Source organism: Actinobacillus equuli, from assembly GCF_900636745.1.
Classification (GTDB): domain Bacteria; phylum Pseudomonadota; class Gammaproteobacteria; order Enterobacterales; family Pasteurellaceae; genus Actinobacillus; species Actinobacillus equuli.
Map to the genome: position 1 here is coordinate 1,409,640 of NZ_LR134310.1, position 20,618 is coordinate 1,430,257.

Sequence of the window (20,618 nt, forward strand, 5' to 3'; positions counted from 1 at the left end):
ATATGGCAAATTTAAACAAAATGACCATCGAAGTGCTTCGCTACAATCCGGAAACAGATAGCGAACCACATTTAGACAAATATGAAGTGCCGTTCGACAGCCAAACTTCATTATTAGATGCACTCGGTTATATTAAAGACGAACTTGAGCCTGAGCTTTCTTATCGTTGGTCTTGCCGTATGGCGATCTGCGGCTCGTGCGGTATGATGGTAAACGGTAAACCGAAATTAGCATGTAAAACATTCTTACGTGATTACAGCGGCTTTATGCGAATCGAACCGCTTGCAAACTTCCCGATTGAGCGTGACTTAGTGGTAGATTTAAGCCACTTTATTGATAGCATCGAAGCAATCAAACCTTATGTTATCGATAATAAAGCACCGGAAGGTCAGCGTACTAAACAAACACCGGCACAATTAGAGAAATATCGTCAATTCTCAATGTGTATTAACTGTGGTCTATGCTATGCAGCTTGTCCGCAATTTGGTTTAAACCCTGAGTTTATCGGTCCGGCAGCGATTACCCTTGCTCACCGTTATAACTTGGATAACCGTGATAACGGTCGTGAGCAACGTATGAAACTCTTAAGCTCTAAAAACGGGGTGTGGAGTTGTACTTTCGTCGGTTATTGTTCAGAAGTATGTCCGAAACATGTAGGTCCTGCTTCTGCAATTAACCAAGGTAAATTAGAAAGTGCGAAAGATTACGTAATTTCAATGCTTAAACCAAAAGGCTAGGGGGCAATATGACAACAGCAACTAAACGTAAAGCGTATGTACGCGAAATGAAAGCGAACTGGTGGACAAAACTCGGTTTCTACAAAATGTACATGGTACGTGAAGCAACCTGTTTAGCAACCGTATGGTTCTGCCTTGTATTGCTTTATGGTGTAATTAGTCTCGGTGGGGAAGGTTTAGAAAACTTTATTAGTTTCTTACAAAACCCAATCGTATTTATTTTAAACGTTATCAGTATTTCCGCATTGCTTTATCATGCAGCGACACTTTATGTGATGACACCGCAAGTGCTTACTTTCATTGTGAATAATGAACGTGTTAACCCAAACATTTTAAGAAATGTACTTTGGGCGGTAACCGGCGTAGTAAGCTTAGTTGCGTTAGTATTTACTTATATTTAGGGGAGGAATGGCAATGAGTAAACAAGATCCTAAACGTTCTAATGAGCCACCTGTATGGTTGATGTTTAGTGCCGGCGGTACAATTAGTGCAATTTGCTTTCCTATCTTAATCTTAATTTTAGGTGTGTTATTACCGCTTGGTTTGGTGCCGGTGGATAATATCGTGGCATTTGCTCACACTTGGTTAGGTAAATTAGTGATTTTGGCGGTAACTATTTTCCCAATGTGGGCAGGTATGCACCGTGTGCACCATGGTTTACATGACCTCAAAATTCACTTTCCTGCGGGTGGCTGGGTATTCTACGGATTATCGGCTCTCTACTCAGTGATTGTGTTCTTTGCAGTAATCGCACTGTAATCAATATAACGTGAATAAAGCCATCCGTCAGGATGGCTTTTTTGATCCGAAATTTGCAAAAAATCGAGCAATTTTGACCGCTTGTTATGTACGATGTTTATTGGTTTAACTTAAAATTTCACGGCATTTGGCCGTTACTTCTTGTAATATGGCAGCATAATCGGTCTCTTTTAGTCCTATACAACCAAAGTAGTGCATTTTTACTTGTTCAATACCACAAAAGTTAAATAGCCCGTTGCCCATGGTATGTTCGAAAGCTTGTAAAAAACCTTTTTGTTGATACTTTTCATTCGGGTTACCTAAGGTAACGAATTGCTGCATTTTTTTACCTTTCAATAAACCGACACTTTCAATTTCGCCATTTTGATAAGCAAATCCATAGCTTAACACTCGGTCTAAGTAACCTTTTAAGATTGCCGGAAAGCCCATCCACCACAGTGGGTAAATCAAGGTAATGACATCGGCTTGTTGCCAATATCGGTGTTCGATTTGGATTTCTGTCGGGTACTGGCTGGTGAGACTGGACTGAAATTCTTGCCAAGCTAAGTTCGGATCAAACTTTAGTTGATATAAATCCCGTACGATAACTTGATGATCTTGGCTTGCTTGAACGACTTGCGAAAGAATCGCGTGGTTAAAACTTTGCGGATTCGGATGTGCATAAATAATCAGATGGTTCATCGTATTTCTCGGCTAAATAATAACGGTTCCTAATTATCGCTAAAATCTTGCTTTACATACAAAACTTCCTCTAATTATTCTTTGATAATTATCAATCTTTCCTGTTGTTCCTCAGCAAATACCTCCTTCGAGTAATAAAAGCAGACCAGTAAAAATCGGATAATGCCGACCATTTAATTAGACTTGTAATGGGGATGCTTTGTCCGATTTTAGCCAACAATCATTACCTCGGCGCAGTTTTTTATGTGGACATTTTTTAAACGCGTTACAAACGGAGCAGGTAAAGCAACAAGGACATAATGCGATTCGCCCGCCTTGGACAAATCTTGCAGATTTTTATCAAAAATGCACCGCTTGTAATAACTGCATATCTGCTTGCGAAACCCAAATTATCATCAAAGGTGCCGGCGGTTATCCGGAAATAGATTTTAACCGTGGTGAATGTACCTTTTGCCAAGCTTGTGTGAAAAGTTGTGAGGCGAATGTTTTCTTAGCGATAACGGAACAGCCTTGGACGCATAAAGTGGAAGTGCAAGACAGTTGTTTGCTAAAACAACGTGTTGAGTGTCGCTCTTGCGGTGATAGTTGTGAAAGCCGAGCCATTCGTTTTCGTCCGGCATTGGGCGGAATTGCAAATTTAGTGCTAGATTTGACCGCTTGTAATGGTTGTGGCGCTTGTTTGAGTGTTTGCCCGACCAAAGCAATTAGAATTAATAGGGAAAATAATGAGTAATTTAGAAAGCCAGAACTGGTATGTCTGCAGCCTTGTGGTACAAGCGAAGCCAGCTAAACTTGAGCAAGTGAAAGCGGATATCTTAACGATTCCTTATGCAGAGATTCATGGCGAGAAAGCCGAAGAAGGTAAATTAGTGGTCACGCTAGAAAGTGACAGACAGCTTGCGCTTGCCGATTTAATTGAACAAGTGAAAGATATTAGTGGTGTTATCGTAGTATCACTTATTTCAAATTATATTGATGAGCAATAATTTTTAATCATTTTAATAAACGTGGGAAACATTATGGAACTCAATCGTAGAGATTTTATGAAAGCAAACGCGGCAATTGCTGCGGCTGCTGCGGCAGGAATGACGATTCCTGTCAAAAATGTTTATGCTGCTGATGACGGTATTAAATGGGACAAAGCGCCATGCCGTTTCTGCGGTACGGGTTGTAGTGTACTTGTCGGTACTAAAGACGGTCGTGTTGTTGCAACGCAAGGTGACCCGGATGCAGAAGTAAACCGTGGTTTAAACTGTATCAAAGGTTACTTCCTTTCAAAAATTATGTACGGTGCAGACCGTGTACAAACGCCTTTGTTACGTATGAAAGACGGTAAATTCCATAAAGAAGGTGATTTCACACCGGTTTCTTGGGATCAAGCTTTCAGCATTATGGCGGAAAAAGTTAAAGCGACTTTAAAAGCGAAAGGCGGTAATGCGGTAGGTATGTTCTCATCAGGCCAAACCACCATTTTTGAAGGTGTCGCGAAAGTAAAACTTTGGAAAGCCGGCTTACGTTCTAACACAATCGACCCGAATGCACGTCACTGTATGGCGTCTGCGGCAGTTGCGTTTATGCGTACCTTTGGTATGGATGAACCGATGGGTTGTTATAACGACATTGAGAAAACCGATGCATTCGTGCTTTGGGGTTCAAATATGGCGGAAATGCACCCGATTTTATGGAGCCGTATTTCTGATCGCCGTTTATCTGACGATAAAGTAAAAGTCGTAGTAATGTCCACTTTTGAACATCGTTCGTTTGAACTTGCGGATACACCGATTATCTTCAAACCGCATTCGGATTTAGCGATTCTTAACTATATCGCAAACTACATTATCCAAAACGATAAAGTGAACTGGGATTTCGTGAATAAACACACCAAGTTCAAACGTGGTGAAACCGACATCGGTTACGGTTTACGTCCGGAACATCCGCTCCAACAAGCGGCTAAAAATGCGAAAACTGCGGGCAAAATGTACGATTCTGATTTTGAAGAATTCAAGAAAATCGTTGAGCCTTACACATTAGAAAAAGCACATGAAATTTCCGGTGTGCCGAAAGATCAGCTAGAAACTTTAGCGAAAATGTATGCGGATCCGGAACAAAAACTGGTTTCTTACTGGACAATGGGCTTTAACCAACATACACGTGGTGTGTGGGTAAACCATATGATGTACAACGTACATTTACTTACCGGTAAGATTTCAATTCCGGGTTGTGGTCCATTCTCATTAACCGGTCAGCCGTCAGCTTGTGGTACGGCACGTGAAGTGGGTACTTTCGTACATCGTTTACCGGCGGACATGGTGGTAACCAATCCGAAACACGTTGAGATCGTAGAAAAAGCGTGGAAATTACCAAAAGGCACAATCCCGACTAAACCGGGTTACCCTGCGGTAATGCAAAGCCGTATGTTGAAAGACGGTAAATTAAATTTCTTATGGCAGCTTTGTACTAACAATATGCAAGGTGGTCCGAACATTAATGAAGAAATTTTCCCTGGATGGCGTAATCCTGAAAACTTTATCGTCGTTTCAGATCCATATCCTTCAGTATCAGCAGTGGCGGCAGACTTAATTCTTCCAACTTGTATGTGGGTAGAAAAAGAAGGTGCTTACGGTAATGCGGAACGCCGTACCCAATTCTGGCGTCAGCAAGTGAAAGGCCCGGGCGAATCTCGTTCAGATTTATGGCAAATTGTTGAGTTCTCAAAATACTTCAAAACGGATGAAGTATGGGGCGAAGAACTGTTAGCGCAAATGCCGGAATACCGTGGTAAAACCCTTTATGAAGTGCTTTATCTCAACGGCGAAGTAAACAAATATAAAGTGCCGACTAACGTGCCGGGTTATATCAATGATGAGGCGGAGCACTTCGGTTTCTACTTACAAAAAGGTTTATTTGAAGAGTATGCACAATTCGGTCGTGGTCACGGTCACGATTTAGCGGATTTCGATACTTACCACCAAGTACGCGGTTTACGTTGGCCGGTGGTTGACGGTAAAGAAACCTTATGGCGTTACCGTGAAGGCTTTGACCCGTATGTGAAAGCTGGCGAAGGTGTATCGTTCTACGGTTATCCGGATAAGAAAGCGATCATCTTAGGCGTACCTTACGAAGCACCAGCAGAGAGCCCGGATGAAGAATACGATTTATGGCTATGTACCGGTCGTGTACTTGAACATTGGCATACCGGCACGATGACACGTCGTGTGCCGGAGTTACACCGTTCGTTCCCGAACAACTTATGTTGGATGCACCCGACAGATGCGAAAAAACGTGGTTTACGTCATGGTGACAAGGTGAAATTAATTACCCGTCGTGGTGAAATGATTACCCACTTAGATACACGTGGTCGTAACAAGTGTCCGGAAGGCTTAATTTACACGACCTTCTTCGATGCCGGTCAGTTGGCCAATAAATTAGTGTTAGATGCGACAGACCCGATTTCAGGTGAGACAGACTTCAAGAAATGTGCGGTTAAAGTGGTTAAGGCTTAATGAGACATTTTACTCTCTCCCTTTATGGGAGAGAGACAGGCTAACGAAACGTTTAGTGAGTTAGCCAGAGAGAGGGTAAGCGGTTACATTTAATCTGAATTTTCCCTCTCCCTGATAAAAATTGCCTTACGCAATTTTTATCTGTCCCTCTCTCGTAAGGGGCGAGGGTAAGATAAGGATACTACTATGAAACTTGACCCAAATCGCCGTCAATTTTTGAAAAATGCGACCAGAACGGCTGCCGGTATTTGCGGTGTTGGTGTGATTCTCGGATTACAGCAACAACAAGCGAATGCAAAAGAAGGTGTAGCGCTTCGTCCACCGGGTGCATTACCTGAAAAAGACTTTTTAGCGGCTTGTACCCGCTGTGGGCAGTGCGTACAGGCTTGTCCGTACGATATGTTGCATTTGGCTAGCCTGATTTCGCCAATGGAAGCCGGTACGCCTTACTTTGTAGCCCGTGATAAGCCTTGCGAGATGTGTGTGGATATTCCTTGTATGAATGCTTGTCCAAGCGGTGCATTGAGTGAGGAACTCACCGATATCAATGATGCTCGCATGGGATTAGCCGTGTTACTGGATCATGAGACTTGTTTGAACTGGCAAGGCTTACGTTGTGATGTTTGTTATCGTGTTTGCCCTCTGATTGATAAAGCTATCACATTAGAAGAAGTACATAATAACCGAACTCATATTCATGCTAAGTTGATTCCAACCGTACATTCCGATGTTTGTACCGGTTGCGGGAAGTGTGAACAGGCTTGTGTATTAGAAGAAGCGGCAATCAAAGTATTACCGATGGATCTTGCTAAAGGTTTACTTGGCAGACATTACCGCTTAGGTTGGAAAGAAAAACAAAATGCCGGTAAGGCGTTATTGGAAGATCAACATCCGGACGGTTTACGTCCAGCGTTAGACGCCCGTATGCCGGAAGGAATGAGCGAACCGACTTACCAATTTATGCAGGTTCAGCCGAATCAGAAAGTAGCAACGCCAAATCGTGCTACTTACGATTACGTACCGAAATCAACCACGGTGCCGGAAGCGGAACATTTCCCTAACTTAGATTTAAACATTAAGGGGGTGAAATAATGGCTGAAGTGAAATACGTACCGAATAAACCTAAAGATGCGGGACTTGAGGCCCGACAAAAATTAGGTTGGTGGCGAGCTTATCGTTTCCTCATTCTGCGCCGTTTGAGCCAATTAAGCATTATCTTAATGTTTTTAAGCGGGCCCTTCTGGAATGTTTGGATTCTAAAAGGCAATTATAGCGGCAGTATGCTGTTTGATAGCGTGCCAATGAGCGATCCGCTGATGACGGCAGAAAGCCTAGCGACCGGTTATCTACCGGAATGGACAACGATTTTAGGCGCTCTGATTATCGTGGCATTTTATGCGATTGTGGCAAGTAAAGCCTTTTGTAGTTGGGTTTGCCCAATGAATATGGTGACCGATGCTGCCGCATGGCTGAGACGTAAGTTAGGTATTCGCCAAAGTGCGAAAATCTCGCGTAATTTACGCTATGTAATTTTAGTGATGATTTTAGTCGGCAGTGCAATCTCGGGAACTCTATTGTGGGAGTGGATTAACCCAGTTGCTGCATTAGGACGAGCCTTTGTCTTTGGTTTAGGCGCAACCGTATGGCTGGTTGCGATCATTTTCCTGTTTGACTTGCTGGTTGTGGAACACGGCTGGTGCGGACATTTATGCCCAATCGGTGCAACTTATGCATTGATTGGTGCAAAAAGTGTCATAAAAGTGAATGTAGTGGATCGTAACCGTTGTGACCGCTGTATGGACTGCTACAACGTATGTCCGGAACCTCAAGTATTAAGAGTTCCGTTACACGGTAAACCGGAAGACAGTACCGTTGTACTTTCGAAAGACTGTATTAGCTGCGGACGTTGTATCGATGTATGTGCAGAGAAAGTCTTTGCATTCGGTACACGCTTTCAAGGCAGTATTGAAGTGAAAAATGTTTAATAAAGCCCAGTAAAGGGACATTCCTTTCGTCCGTTTACAGGAGAAAGATAGGCAGAAATTGCGTTAGGCAATTTCTGGTATAGAAGGGGAAAGCGGTTTAAATTCGCTAAAATTTTGCAAAAATGACCGCAGGCAAATCTCCCCTAACCCCTCTTTACTAAAGAGGGGGATTTATAACCCTTTTTAATTTTTAAAACGGAGTGATTTAACATGAGAAAATATCTCACCCTCTTATTGACCGCATTGGCGGGCTTTGCCGTGGCGGAAACGCAAGTGGCAAAAAGTATTGATAGCACAGTGGAAAGTGTTGCCCCTGCTTATACCAATGCCCAGAAAGATGCAGGCAACATTCCTGTGACTTTCCCTCACCAACCACCGCTTGTTCCGCACAGTATTCGTGGTTTACAAGTAACGAAAAATACCAACCAATGCTTAGGTTGTCATAGCCCTGAAGTTGCGCCAACAACCGGTGCGACACGTGTACCGGCAAGCCATTTTATGGATCGTGACGGTAAACCGACTGAAGGAACTTCGCCACGTCGTTACTTCTGCCTACAGTGCCACGTACAACAAACGGACGTAAATCCGATTATTCAAAATAAATTTGACACGATTCGTCAAACACAAAGTAAATAAGGAGAAAGGTGATGATTAAGAAATTTTGGAACTGGTTCCGTACGCCGAGCAAAATGGCTGCCGGTACACTCATTATCATTTCTGCGATTGGCGGTATTTTAGCGTGGGGCGGTTTTAACCAAGGTTTAGAACATACCAATACCGAACAATTCTGTTCAGACTGTCATATGAATGACGTAGTGCCTGAATATCGTGCTTCGGCTCACTACTCAAACCGTAGCGGTGTGAAAGCTATCTGTTCAGATTGTCACGTGCCACACGAATTCCTTGATAAGTGGAAACGTAAAATCATCGCTTCAAAAGAAGTGTATGCACACTTTACCGGTAAAGTGGATACCAAAGAAAAATTTGAAGCACACCGCTTAGAAATGGCGGAACGTGAATGGGCGCGTATGAAAGCTAACGATTCGCAAGAGTGCCGTAACTGCCATAACTTTGAAGATATGGACTTTACTCAACAGAAAACCGTGGCGCAACAAATGCACGCAATGGCACAAGATCAAGGCAAAACTTGTATCGACTGTCACAAAGGTATTGCACACAACCTTCCACATATGGAAAAAATTCAAAAGAGCTTCATTCCTGAAGATATGTTGAAAAAAGAACAACCAGCGGAAGGCAAATAACAAGCGGTCGGATTTTTATTCGATTTTACGATCCCCAAGTACGGTGTACTTGGGGATTTTTTTGCGAATTATGCTATACTTTGTGCAATTTTTGTTACGGATCAATCCTTTATGAAACACAGTTTAACTCCTTTCCATACTTTCCATTTACCGGCAAATGCAAGCAAAATCGTTGAATTCAGCAGTGCCGAACAATTACTTAACGAATGGCAAACCGCCGTAAACAATCATCAGCCGGTACTGATTTTAGGACAAGGCTCAAATGTGATTTTCTTAGATGATTTTGACGGTTGCGTATTCATCAACAAATTAAAAGGTATTACGCATCACGAAGATGAACAATTCCACTATCTGCACGTGCAAGGCGGTGAAAGTTGGCATGAGCTGGTGAAATGGACGCTAGCAAACAATATTGCAGGTCTTGAGAATCTCGCACTCATTCCGGGTGTGGCAGGTTCTGCACCGATTCAAAATATCGGTGCTTACGGGGTGGAATTTGAACGTGTGTGTGATTTTGTCGAAGTGCTGAATTTGCGCACCGGTGAAATTTTCCGTTTGACCAAACAAGAGTGCCAATTCGGTTATCGTGAAAGTGTGTTTAAACACCAATACAAAGACGAGTTTGCGATTCTCTCGGTCGGAATCAAATTGACAAAAGCATGGCAGCCGGTATTAAGTTATGGCTCATTAACTCAGTTTGATCCGCAAAGCGTAACGCCTCAACAAGTGTTTGACGAAGTGTGTGCGGTACGTTCGGCAAAATTACCGAATCCGGACGAGTTCGGTAATGCCGGTAGTTTCTTTAAAAATCCAGTGATTGATGATGCAAAATTTGCGCAAATTCAGACCGCCTACCCGAATATTCCAAACTATCCGCAAGCAAACGGCACAGTAAAATTGGCGGCAGGTTGGTTGATTGACCAATGCGAATTGAAAGGCTTTCAAGTAGGTGGCGCGGCGGTACATGAAAAACAAGCGTTGGTATTGATTAATAAGCAAGCGGCAGCTGGTTCAGATGTAGTGGCATTAGCGAAAGAAGTACGCCGCCGTGTACGTGAAAAATTCGGGGTTGAATTGCATCCGGAAGTGCGTTTTATGGGCAAAAATGGCGAAGTGAATAGCGAAGAAGTCACGAGATAACTAAAGTTATGAGCAAATTAAACCAATCTCAGATCCAAACGGCGTTATTGTGCGGGCAAGCGTTGGTGTTTGATGAAATTGATTCGACCAACGAATATCTACTCAAACATTATCAAACCTTGCCGCAAGGATCGGTTTGTTTGGCGGAGCAACAAACCGCCGGCAGAGGCAGACGTGGGCGCACTTGGTATTCACCGCAAAGTGAAAATGTCTATTTTTCGATTTTATGGCATTACCCGACTGAAGACGCTGCGCATATTTCTTCGCTGAGTTTGGTGGTTTCACTGATTATTGCTGAAAGTTTGCAAGCGCAACAGGTTGAAAATATCCAAATCAAATGGCCGAATGATATTTATTATTGCGGCAAAAAAATGGGCGGGATTCTGATTGAAACCAAAGCGGATCGCAATGGTATCCATTTAGTGATCGGCATCGGTTTGAATTTGGGAATGACCAAAGTGGATGAAAATATCGTGACCCAAGCATGGTCTGATTTATCACGTTATCAGTTTGATCGTAATGCACTGGTGTGTCGCCTCGCTTATGAATTGCAAAAAAATCTCAAAATTTACCCGCTTGTTGGCTTTGAACATTATGCCGAGCGTTGGCAAGCATTTGATATTTTTCGTGATCGGCCGGTAAAGCTGGTCACGGAAGGTAGTGAAATTCACGGTATTTCACGTGGTATCAATCAACACGGTGAATTACTGCTTGAGCAAAACAGTGTTATTACCCCGTTCGGCATTGGTGAGATGTCATTGCGTGCTGACTCAAATTGAGTATTTTCGGATAAGCGGTTAGTTTTTCACAAAATTTTGGTAGAAATATAGATAGGAAACATTATGCACAAAACCATGCAACAGAAAGCGGCGGAAGCACATAATATGTGTAAGCTGAAAGGCGATTCAATGTTGGATAATAGCGATCGCCAAATCGCCTTTGAAGCGGTGTATGATAGTGAAGAACAAGCGCAGCAAGCGGTTGAATTTTTCACAGAAAAAGCAAAATCGGTAGAAACCGAAGCTTGTGTTATTCAACATAATATTAGCCAAGTTGAAGACGGTTTTTTAATGCAAATGCAGATTGAATTTAGTTGTCAGGCGGAAGTGGTGTTATTCCAAATGGCAGTTAGATAAAACAAAGGGGCAACATTTGTTGCCCCTTATTTTTTTGTTTTCTGTGGTTAGAAATAAATGGTTTAGCCTTTAAACATTGGTAACATTTCGTACATTGAAAGGAAATGGAATACCGCGGTACACACACCGAATAAGAATACCAGTCCAATCATAAATAGATTACCTTTTTTCGCTTTATAGGCTAATAACGCCGGAATCATACAAGTCCAAAGGGTTGCCACCGCACCTGCATAACCAATTGCTTTTAAGAAACCGAGCGGCGAAAGTAATGAGAATACTAGTGGAGGTAAGAAAGTCACCGCCCATGCTTTTGTTCTGCCTGATTTACTCTCATCAAATTTAAAGAAATCTGCCAAGAAATCAAATGTACCTAGCCCAACCCCGATAAAAGAAGACAGAATTGCCGCCATAGAAAACGCATTAATCGCTTGTTTCACATACGGCGATTGCACTACTTCACCAATCGTATTTAATAATACGTCTAAATCACCGTTACTTGCGATAACCGGCGCAAATTGCGCGCGTGGTAAATTGCCGAAAATGCTGATTACCCAAAGTAAATAAAGCACTAAAGCAATAAGTGTACCGCCGGCAATTGCGTATTTCGCTTTCTTCACTTCACCATAATAAGCACGCATTGAAGAGACAGAATGATGGTAACCGAAAGAGGTTAATGCAACCGGTAACATCGCTAACGCATATTTGGCGTATTCACCGCTATCGTTTTGCTGATCGAATAAGATATTGCTATCAATATTGCTGACTAAGCCCGAGATACTGAATGTAAACGACAATGCCATAAAAATAATTAATAACACAGAAATGCGATCAACTAATCGAGTAGAGTGCCATACAAAGAACGAGAAAATCAGCACGAATAGCACAGACCAGATACGAGATCCGAATTCACCGAAATCAATCACTGACTTGGTTAGGTTCTCTAAAATTCCACCGGAAGCGGTGGTATAAGCATAAAGTAAAATCCCGCCGACAAAATAAACCGCAAGGTTATTTAATGCATTAATCTTATTACCTAATAAGTCTTTGGTAACGGTATTGAAAGACGCGCGTAGGTCATAGCCTTTATAAACATCAAGGAGTAACCAGCCTGAAAATGTCATCACAATCATGGTGAAAGCAAGTGCAAGAATAGACCACATTGTCCAAGCTCCCGCACCAGAAGTTGGGAGTCCAAGCATACCTGCTCCTACGCAGACACCTGCGATGATACAAGCGCCACCAAAAAGTGTTGGCTGTTTTTTCATAAAATATCCTATTGAAGTAGTACATTAAAGTAATAGTATTGTGCCATAAACTAACTTATTAAAAAATAGTCTTATAGAGAAAAAGTGTATTTTTATCATCGTAAAACGCTATTTTTAGCCAAATAGTGAATACTAAAACTTTACGCTTTTGTATAGATTATCTAAAATAGATCCAAAATTAGATCCAAAGGAACTTATTATGCTGAAGATGAACGATCTTTCTAAATTAACTAATACGCCTAAATCAACCATTCTTTATTACATTAAAGAGGGATTGTTACCGGAACCTTTGAAAGATAAACCGAACTTTCACTTATATGATGAAAGCAATATCCAATTAATTGAATTTATTAAATATCTTCAAGCAAACTTTAATGCAACCATTTCACAGATTAAAACGGTATTTGCTCAGCCGGATTTTGATCTGAATAATCCTTATAAAAGCTTAATGGGCTCGTTGGACATTCTAAACGGTACGGAAGGTGAACGCTTATTAGTGAGTGAGATCTGTTCGGAATTTGGTATTACCGAAGTTGAATTGAATGAATTTGTGGAAATGGGTTTAATTAATCCGACCCATGGCGACTTTAGTGCGAAAGATCGTGATATGTTGGCTATTCTTAGCCAATGTGATGCGCAGGAATTCCAATTATTAGAAAGTTATGCGGAAGTGGCGAAAAATTTAGCGCGTCAAGAAATGGCAATCGGCGGGGAAATCTTGATGCAAGAAAAAGGTCAAGAAGAGCGTTTGAAACACTTTTTTAATATTTTATTACTATTAAAGCCGTATATCCTAAATTCACAATTAGTTAAGTATTAACTCTTACTTTTCACTATTTTAGCGATATCTATCATGTTACAAACGGTCAAATTTGCAAAATTTTCTGCAAATTTGACCGCTTGATTTTTGATTAAGGCAGTTCTGGGAACAGCATTTTTAACACGGCCTTGGTTAAGCGGCGAGATTTTCCTTGGTAAGGGAAAATATGCATCATCATCATCGGATTAAAATTTGCTTCAATCACGCCCCATGAACGCAGAGACGGCTCGGCTGCTTTGGTTAAATCCGGAATGATTAAATCCACGCCGCAGACTTTTGCCCCCATCGCTTTGGCAATACCGACTGCTAATTGTTTATAGCTGTCGTGCATTTGATCGGTCATATCAATTGAATCGCCACCGGTACTGATATTAGAGTTGGCACGTAATTGTACGATTTGTCCTTCAGCCGGAATTGAATCAGGTGTTAAACCTTGTTCTTTGAGCTGAAGCAATTCAATGTCACCTAGGGCGATTTTTTTCAATGGCGAACGAGAGCCGTCGCCTCGTAGCGGATCACTGTTTTTTGCTTCCACCAATTCACGCACCGTATGTATGCCGTCACCTTTTACATTCGCCGGTACACGTAACAATACCGCCAGTGTTTCATCACCTAGCACAAAGAAACGATATTCGGTACCGACTAAATAGTCTTCCACCATCACTTCTTTATCTTCACGGAACGCAATTTCAATCGCTTTCGCAAAATCGGCTTTATCCGTTACGCCTTGTTGGAAAATCGTAATGCCCAAACCGTAATTGGTCGATTTCGGCTTAATCACCACCGCTTTACCTTCAAATAACGGATAGTGCGCCACCGCTTGTTCTACCGAGGTAAATTCAACGCTTTTCGGCACATTAAAACCGGCTTTCGCCAACACTTTTTTGGTCACGACTTTATTTTCCATAATTAATGGCGAAATGTACTGATCGTGACTGGTCATATTGCCGTTTTTTACATATTCGAGATGATCACCGAATTTGAGTGCAAGGAACTGATCGTTTTCATCCAGCAATTCGATCTGTAAGCCTTGTTGGATCGCATCAAATAATAAAGCCTGTGTAGAAAGCTCCATATTATCGAAAGCGGAAATCGCATAAAAACGCTCGAACGCTTGCGCTTTATATTGTTGAGCAAGTTGTGCACCGAGTGCTTTATAGCTGCCGGCTTGTTCAATTGCTGCTAATAAACGACCGTTTACCGTTTGGCTTGGATCAGCAAATTGAGCTAGTTTTTGTTGTAATAAATCTTTCTCGCTTTGTGGCGCTGAAAGATCTTCTAACATTGCCAGCATTAGGTTAAGGATAGCTTCACCCTCTGCTTGGAATGCAGTGTGCGAACGAGGATCTTCAAGTGCAACTTGGTATAGTTTTTGTTTACCAAGTTCGACTTCTTTTTGACCGCTTGTTTCATCTATCCATAGCATAGCAAGTAAGAACAGATGAATAAATTTGGCATCGGCGAGCTCGATACCGTAAGGCGAGAACGGGTTGAGATCAAATAAACGGAATTCCGCATATTTAACCCCTTTTTCAAGTAATTCACGTGCTTTTTTCGCGCCACGTAAACGTACGTTTGAATAGAATTCTTTTTCCGCTAATAAATCACCGTTTGCCACAAAATGTTCTAATGATTCAACATATTCTTGCAAGCTATCGTGATTGATTACTACATGAGGCGCATTTACATAGCCATACGGGCTAGAGCGTAAACTACGCACTAATTGTCCTTCTGCAAGCGGTCGATTTTCGCCAAAATATTGCGCTTCTACGGTTGGTGTTGCAGCAAGCAAATAGACAAGAATCCATTGATAACGTAAAAAGTTATTGGCTAATTTCATATATAACGCATTGCGGAACGCAATTTTATCACTGTATTCCGTTTGTAACGCAAAAGCGCTCTCGACAAACTCGTCAGAAATCTGAAAATTGTAGTGAATACCGCTCACCATCTGTTTGTATTTGCCATAAATGGCAGAAAGGTGTTCACGATATTTCACGTCCCATTCGTTATCTAATTGTGCTTCTTTGATCTCGGATTCCGGTGGTAAACCGGCAGGCATACTGAATGGGAAAATATATTCATCATCAGGTAATGAACGTAACGTTACCTCGTGAATAGCCGATAGCCAACGATATGTGTCTTCCAATTTATCGTTTGGCGGTGTGATTAGCTCAAGTTGGCTTTCTGCAAAATCGGTTTGAATATATGGGTGATAACTGCGGTTACCAAAAACGCTAGGATGAGCAGTAGTAACAATATTCCCTTTATTATCAATACGTTGGCTTTCTTTCTCAATGCCAAATTTGCCTTGTTGAAACAGTAAACCAAGTTGATGAGTTTTAATTAGTTGTTGTAATTTCATAGCTTTCCCTTTCGCGACAAATGCGTTAGACGAAGTTTTGCTCTTAAAATAACATACTTTTTTGATTGGGTTTATAGCTGATTGGTAAGATAGTAGATGATTTTGTTATAAAAAAGCACGATTGTTATAATCGTGCTTAATTAAAAGGAGGTTATTTAATCACTTTCGCCAAACGTTCACCCATTCGAGTTTCTACGCCGGCTTGTAGGTGTGCTTCGAATTCAACACAATCTTTCGGGAAGAGATTAATTACGGTTGAACCTAAGCGGAAAGCACCCATTTCCTGACCTTTTTTCAGGTGCACGGCAGTTTCGCCGGTGGTCTCATAGTGATATACCACAACATCTTTCGCACGAGGTGGATTAATCACGCCAGCCCAAACGGTACTCATACTTGCCGTAATTGTTGCACCGACAAGGATTTGCACCATCGGTCCGAATTCAGTTTCAAATTCACAGATTACACGTTCGTTACGCGCAAATAAATTCGGCACATGCTCAGCTAAGAACGGATTTACTGAGAATAATTCGCCCGGCACATAAATCATTTTGGTTAATGTAGCATCACACGGCATATGTACACGGTGGTAATCGCGCGGTGATAAATAAGTAGTAATAAAATGGCCGTCTTTAAATTTATTCGCCATTTCTTGATCATTCGCTAATAAGGTTTCAAGTGTGAAGAAATGCCCCTTTGCTTGTAGTAAACGATCGTCTTCAATCTTACCTGATTCACTGACTTTACCGTCTGCCGGTAAGCAAAGCGCTTGTGCATCTTGGTTAATCGGACGAGCATTTTCTTTTAACGGACGAATAAAGAATTCATTAAACGTTGCGTAATCAGACGCATTGCTTTTTTGTGCTTCCGATAGGTTCACATTATATTGTTTAGCAAATGCACGAATAATAAAGTGGGTCACGGCACCCCATTTTTGTTCTGCCAGCCAACCTGCTAAACGCGTGACAGGTAATTGTGGGAATATATATTGAAATGCGACTTTCGCACGCTGCCAATAAGTCGGCATTGAATAGGGTTTAAGAGACATTAAGTTGTATCCTTTTTATTCAATTATAGAAATAAGCGCGAAGTATAACAGAAAGAAAAGTGAATTACCTAATGTTATCAAAAAGTAACTAGGCGCTGAGTTAAGATGTAGCATAAAGATAGAGGATGTGAACTACATATTACCTTAACTCAGCAAATGTTATACAAGGGAAGGATTATTGTAATGCAATGCGATCACGATTTTTATCAAGCGTAGCTTTACCTATGCCAGATACATCGGTAAGTTGTTCCAAACTGCTAAACGCGCCGTTTTTCGTACGATATTCAACTATCGCTTGTGCTTTTTTAGTGCCAATACCAACCAATTTATCTTGGATTTCAGCGGCGGTCGCTGTGTTAATGTTCACTAAGTTTGCATTGGTCATCATTTCGGCATGGTTATGCCCTGTGACTGCTTGTGCGTTTTGAACTACAGGAGTAGGTTCTGTGTCGGTAGGCTTTACTTTTTCAGCTGCAAACGTACCGGTAGATAACATACCGATTAATAAACTTAGACCAAATTTTGAACGTGTTTTCATAAATGTCTCCTTTTCTTTTTAGGTAGCTTTGCTTTGAACTACTTTACAAGTTAAAGAAATAGGCGAGCAATTAGCTGACATTATTTTTGCGATCAAGATCGAGAAAATTGTTTATCTTATGGTCAAAAATAATAAGGCAAAGAGACAAATGTGTAGCCAAAAATGAAGATTTCGTGATTTTGCAAAATATTTAACAAATATTACCGCTTCCAGACATAAATTTTCTGAAAAATCGTGTGCTGATTAAAGAGAAATACTTTAAAATGGGGATAATTTATTCAGCGGGGAATTTCCCATTATTATTTTTCACCTAAAATTGGAAAGTTAAATGTCACAAAATCATTTTCGTAAAGAGCCAACTTTTGGCGAGCCGACCGTTGCACAGTCAGCGGAACAAGTAGCAGAAGCAATAATTAATTCAGAGAACGCCAAAGCTGCTGAGGCGGCAAAAGTCGTTGCAACGAATGCAACCGTATCATTACATTCAAGTAAAGCGCCAAGCTATACCTTTACGCCGATAATGAAACGCCCCGTTGATGATACTACACCATTAAAATCTATTGAAGAAACTCAACAGGTGAATACAGAAGCTTCAGAGGCAATTTCGGAAGCAGAAGAACCGAAAGTTGCACAAAATTCAGGTTTTGCTTTCTCTCCTGTAGCGGACGAAGCTGCGGAAGAGTCTAAAAAAGCAGAACCGGAACAAGTTGAAAAATTAGTTACAGAGGAAAAGCCAACGATGAATACAAGTAATGAAGATCGTGTGATTCCTGCCGTGAATCCGACAACAGCGGCAGCCGAATCTGTTGCGGTAGCTAATCCGTCTAAATTCCGTCGTTTAGGTTTAGTAGCGATTTTAGCTGCAATTTTAGCGGCAATCTTCTTTTGGTTAAAACCAAGTGCGCCGGAAACCGTTGAAGAGTTACAGTCTCAACAAGGCAGTTCATTACCAATTGAATTCCGCCCGGTAGATGAAGAAGAAGCGAAACGTGCGGAAGCGCAAGCAAAAGCCGAGCAAGAGGCAATTGCTCAGCAACAAGCACAACAGGCACAACAAATTCAGCAAGATATGAATGTTGCGACCACACAGCCGGCAACGACTGATATGGCACCGGCAACAACAGGTGTAGCACCAACAACTGAAACTCCAGCCGCTACGACAGCAAATACGAACGTCGTTACTGAGGAGCCAAAAGTTGAGCCGGCTCCGGTTGTGAATAAACCGGTTGTACAACCTGCACCAGTTAAACCTAAAACGCAAGGTAGCGTGATTCATCAGTCGGAAACGCCTAAACAGCCGAAAGTGAAAGCAATTACTGCAGATGAATTCAATGCGAAAAAAGCGAAGAATGCACAATTAGATCAGCTTGTGAAAAATGTAGAAACGGGTAAACCGGTAGCAAAAGCGGCAGCTCCTGCAGCAGTTAAAGCAGCACCGGTAAAACCAGCAGCGGCAGCGTCGTCAGTGGCAAATAAAACAATGACAGTGCCAAAAGGTACATCATTAATGCAAGTATTCCGTGATAACGGTTTAAATATCTCGGATGTGAATGCAATGAGCAAAGTCAACAAAGTGGTAAGCAATCTTAAAGTAGGCGAGCGTGTAAGCGTGCGTTTAGATAAAAATAACCGCGTAGTTGAAATGAGTATCGGCTCTGGCGGTAAGTTTACTCGTCAAGCAGACGGTAGCTATAGCTTTAAATAATTAACATCAAAGAGCAACGCTACAAACGTTGCTCTTTTTTTCTCAAAATTTTGAGAAGGAGAGTGGTTGTAAAATGAGTGTTTTTTTGCAAAAGCCGTGTTGTTTAGCAGTATGTACCGGTTTGTTGGCGCTGGCAGGGTGTAAGCCTTTAGATGCGCCGATTGAACAGGTTCAGCGAGCTCAATCGGTTATACAACAGGCTCAAACGGAAATTAAGCCGACAGAAAAAGTAACGGTAGTAAAGAATCAGACCTCAATGCAGTTTATTTGTAAAAATGATGTGGTAGTGAAGGTTCAGCGCCCGAAAGCGAAAAAAGTGAATAATAAAGCGAAACGTAAAGTAAGTAGTCAACAAGCGATTTTAGTCACTTACGGTCACACAACGCATACGCTATCACCGGCAGTTACGAGAGACGGTAAAAAGTATAGTAATATCCGCTGGACGTGGAGAGAGGGGCGAAATGGCGAAGCTTCTCTCTCGGATAATAGTAATAATGTCCTTGCCAGCGAGTGTAAACTTAAACCGTAGAGAACAAGCGGTCATCTTGGCTTAGTTTTTTGCAAAAAACAGGCTAAATTTGACCGCTTGTCATTTGAATGAAAGGAAGACAATGAATATCTTAATTATTGGCCCGTCTTGGGTCGGCGATATGATGATGTCGCACGCACTGTATCAACAACTCAAAATTCAATATCCGAATTGTCAAATTGATGTGATGGCGCCGGATTGGTGTCGCCCGCTCCTTGCTCGAATGCCGGAAGTTCGAAAAGCGATTTCGATGCCGATCGGGCATGGTTCGTTCCGTCTGTGTGAGCGTTATCAATTAGGAAAATCGCTGCGAAATCAATATGATATGGCGATAGTGTTACCTAATTCGCTTAAATCGGCATTTATTCCGCTATTTGCTAAAATTGCGGTGCGCCGAGGTTGGAAAGGTGAAAGTCGCTATTTCTTTTTAAATGATTTGCGTAATAACAAGCAAGATTACCCGATGATGGTACAGCGTTATGTTGCGCTGGCTTTTGAGAAAAATGCCGTGCCGGATGCTAAAGCATTGCCGATGCCGGTACCTTATCTACAAACGCAAGTGGATGAGATCACTGCGACCAAAGCGAAATTTGCTAAACAGTTTGAATATGCCGAACAGCGTCCGGCAATTGGTTTTTGTCCGGGAGCAGAATTCGGGCCGGCAAAACGTTGGCCGCATTATCATTATGCGAAATTAGCGGAATTGCTGATTGAAAAAGGCTATGCGGTACATCTGTTCGGCTCAAATAAAGATAAAGAAGTCGGCGAACAAATCCGTGCAAGTTTAGCGGAAAATTTGCAGCGTTATTGCGTCAATTTAGCGGGACAAACCGATTTAAATCAAGCGGTTGATTTAATTGCCGATTGTTGTGCGGTAGTCAGTAATGATTCCGGACTAATGCATATTGCTGCTGCATTGGGTAAACCGCTAGTAGCGCTTTACGGGCCAACCAGTCCGCAATATACGCCACCGCTTTCCGATAAAGCGGTGATTATTCGTTTAATCGAAGGCGGTTTGATTAAAGTTCGTAAAGGCGAAGCTGCCGAAGGCTATCATCAGAGCCTGATTGATATTCAGCCGAAAATGGTAATTGAGAAATTAGAGACGCTATTAGGCTAATTGCAAGCGGTCATTTTTTGCAAAAATT

General features: G+C 41.8%; 22 protein-coding genes. 17 read left to right on the forward strand and 5 right to left on the reverse strand.

Going from position 1 to position 20,618, the window contains the following annotated elements; translation table 11 throughout:
* Nucleotides 1-2 precede the first annotated feature (2 nt).
* From EL121_RS06680 to frdD, 3 genes are read left to right on the forward strand one after another with little or no spacing between them, the layout of a single operon-like run.
* The gene (locus EL121_RS06680) at nucleotides 3-737 is read left to right on the forward strand and encodes a succinate dehydrogenase/fumarate reductase iron-sulfur subunit (protein ID WP_015674339.1); all 735 of its coding nucleotides are present in this window, start codon (nucleotides 3-5) and stop codon (nucleotides 735-737) included.
* Between the two features lie 8 nt (nucleotides 738-745).
* Nucleotides 746-1,138: a fumarate reductase subunit FrdC gene (gene frdC, locus EL121_RS06685; protein ID WP_039198583.1), complete on the forward strand. Its 393-nt coding sequence runs from the start codon at nucleotides 746-748 to the stop codon at nucleotides 1,136-1,138.
* A gap of 13 nt (nucleotides 1,139-1,151) precedes the next feature.
* Nucleotides 1,152-1,496, forward strand: a complete 345-nt coding sequence (frdD, locus tag EL121_RS06690) for a fumarate reductase subunit FrdD (protein WP_015674341.1) — start codon at nucleotides 1,152-1,154, stop codon at nucleotides 1,494-1,496.
* A gap of 105 nt (nucleotides 1,497-1,601) precedes the next feature.
* Here frdD and EL121_RS06695 read toward each other — a convergent pair whose 3' ends face one another.
* Complete coding sequence (locus EL121_RS06695; protein ID WP_039198586.1) at nucleotides 1,602-2,177, reverse strand: NAD(P)H-dependent oxidoreductase; 576 nt, start codon at nucleotides 2,175-2,177, stop codon at nucleotides 1,602-1,604.
* A gap of 199 nt (nucleotides 2,178-2,376) precedes the next feature.
* Between EL121_RS06695 and napF the strand changes: the two genes are divergently transcribed.
* The 10 genes from napF (at nucleotide 2,377) to EL121_RS06745 (ending at nucleotide 11,203) form a co-directional block, all read left to right on the forward strand.
* Entirely contained in the window at nucleotides 2,377-2,910 is a 534-nt protein-coding gene (napF, locus tag EL121_RS06700) for a ferredoxin-type protein NapF (protein ID WP_039198588.1), read from the forward strand.
* Entirely contained in the window at nucleotides 2,903-3,163 is a 261-nt protein-coding gene (locus EL121_RS06705) for a chaperone NapD (RefSeq protein ID WP_015674344.1), read from the forward strand. Before napF ends, EL121_RS06705 begins: the two co-directional genes overlap by 8 nt.
* 33 nt (nucleotides 3,164-3,196) lie before the next feature.
* A complete protein-coding gene (gene napA, locus EL121_RS06710) occupies nucleotides 3,197-5,680 on the forward strand; it encodes a nitrate reductase catalytic subunit NapA (RefSeq protein ID WP_039198591.1) in 2,484 nt (827 codons plus the stop codon).
* A gap of 186 nt (nucleotides 5,681-5,866) precedes the next feature.
* Complete coding sequence (gene napG, locus EL121_RS06715) at nucleotides 5,867-6,772, forward strand: ferredoxin-type protein NapG (protein ID WP_039198593.1); 906 nt, start codon at nucleotides 5,867-5,869, stop codon at nucleotides 6,770-6,772.
* Nucleotides 6,772-7,665, forward strand: a complete 894-nt coding sequence (gene napH / locus EL121_RS06720) for a quinol dehydrogenase ferredoxin subunit NapH (protein ID WP_039198595.1) — start codon at nucleotides 6,772-6,774, stop codon at nucleotides 7,663-7,665. Before napG ends, napH begins: the two co-directional genes overlap by 1 nt.
* 210 nt (nucleotides 7,666-7,875) lie before the next feature.
* Nucleotides 7,876-8,301, forward strand: a complete 426-nt coding sequence (locus EL121_RS06725) for a nitrate reductase cytochrome c-type subunit (RefSeq protein ID WP_005625247.1) — start codon at nucleotides 7,876-7,878, stop codon at nucleotides 8,299-8,301.
* A gap of 11 nt (nucleotides 8,302-8,312) precedes the next feature.
* Nucleotides 8,313-8,927, forward strand: coding sequence for a cytochrome c3 family protein (locus EL121_RS06730; RefSeq protein WP_039198596.1), 615 nt, complete (start codon nucleotides 8,313-8,315; stop codon nucleotides 8,925-8,927).
* A gap of 111 nt (nucleotides 8,928-9,038) precedes the next feature.
* The gene (murB, locus tag EL121_RS06735; RefSeq protein WP_039198600.1) at nucleotides 9,039-10,067 is read left to right on the forward strand and encodes a UDP-N-acetylmuramate dehydrogenase; all 1,029 of its coding nucleotides are present in this window, start codon (nucleotides 9,039-9,041) and stop codon (nucleotides 10,065-10,067) included.
* A gap of 8 nt (nucleotides 10,068-10,075) precedes the next feature.
* Nucleotides 10,076-10,846: a biotin--[acetyl-CoA-carboxylase] ligase gene (locus EL121_RS06740; protein ID WP_039198601.1), complete on the forward strand. Its 771-nt coding sequence runs from the start codon at nucleotides 10,076-10,078 to the stop codon at nucleotides 10,844-10,846.
* A gap of 63 nt (nucleotides 10,847-10,909) precedes the next feature.
* Nucleotides 10,910-11,203: a YfcZ/YiiS family protein gene (locus tag EL121_RS06745; RefSeq protein WP_039198603.1), complete on the forward strand. Its 294-nt coding sequence runs from the start codon at nucleotides 10,910-10,912 to the stop codon at nucleotides 11,201-11,203.
* Between the two features lie 62 nt (nucleotides 11,204-11,265).
* On the opposite strand, the gene EL121_RS06750 is transcribed toward EL121_RS06745, so the two are convergent.
* Entirely contained in the window at nucleotides 11,266-12,468 is a 1,203-nt protein-coding gene (locus EL121_RS06750; RefSeq protein ID WP_039198605.1) for an aromatic amino acid transporter, read from the reverse strand.
* Nucleotides 12,469-12,667: 199 nt separating this feature from the next.
* Here EL121_RS06750 and EL121_RS06755 point away from each other — a divergent pair, with 199 nt between their 5' ends.
* Nucleotides 12,668-13,288, forward strand: coding sequence for a MerR family transcriptional regulator (locus tag EL121_RS06755; RefSeq protein WP_039198607.1), 621 nt, complete (start codon nucleotides 12,668-12,670; stop codon nucleotides 13,286-13,288).
* A 91-nt stretch (nucleotides 13,289-13,379) separates the two neighbouring features.
* Here EL121_RS06755 and gshAB read toward each other — a convergent pair whose 3' ends face one another.
* The 3 genes from gshAB to EL121_RS06770 form a co-directional block, all read right to left on the reverse strand.
* Complete coding sequence (gene gshAB / locus EL121_RS06760) at nucleotides 13,380-15,653, reverse strand: bifunctional glutamate--cysteine ligase GshA/glutathione synthetase GshB (RefSeq protein WP_039198610.1); 2,274 nt, start codon at nucleotides 15,651-15,653, stop codon at nucleotides 13,380-13,382.
* Nucleotides 15,654-15,804: 151 nt separating this feature from the next.
* Entirely contained in the window at nucleotides 15,805-16,698 is an 894-nt protein-coding gene (asd, locus tag EL121_RS06765; protein WP_039198612.1) for an archaetidylserine decarboxylase, read from the reverse strand.
* A gap of 175 nt (nucleotides 16,699-16,873) precedes the next feature.
* Nucleotides 16,874-17,236, reverse strand: coding sequence for a ComEA family DNA-binding protein (locus tag EL121_RS06770; protein WP_039198614.1), 363 nt, complete (start codon nucleotides 17,234-17,236; stop codon nucleotides 16,874-16,876).
* A gap of 328 nt (nucleotides 17,237-17,564) precedes the next feature.
* Between EL121_RS06770 and EL121_RS06775 the strand changes: the two genes are divergently transcribed.
* The 3 genes from EL121_RS06775 (at nucleotide 17,565) to waaF (ending at nucleotide 20,590) form a co-directional block, all read left to right on the forward strand.
* Nucleotides 17,565-18,941 (forward strand): LysM-like peptidoglycan-binding domain-containing protein, encoded by a 1,377-nt coding sequence (locus tag EL121_RS06775; protein WP_039198615.1) that lies wholly within the window; start codon nucleotides 17,565-17,567, stop codon nucleotides 18,939-18,941.
* A gap of 73 nt (nucleotides 18,942-19,014) precedes the next feature.
* On the forward strand, nucleotides 19,015-19,470 hold the full coding sequence (locus tag EL121_RS06780; protein ID WP_231554675.1) for an MliC family protein: 456 nt from the start codon (nucleotides 19,015-19,017) through the stop codon (nucleotides 19,468-19,470).
* 82 nt (nucleotides 19,471-19,552) lie between these two features.
* Nucleotides 19,553-20,590 (forward strand): lipopolysaccharide heptosyltransferase II, encoded by a 1,038-nt coding sequence (gene waaF, locus EL121_RS06785; protein WP_039198617.1) that lies wholly within the window; start codon nucleotides 19,553-19,555, stop codon nucleotides 20,588-20,590.
* Nucleotides 20,591-20,618 lie beyond the last annotated feature (28 nt).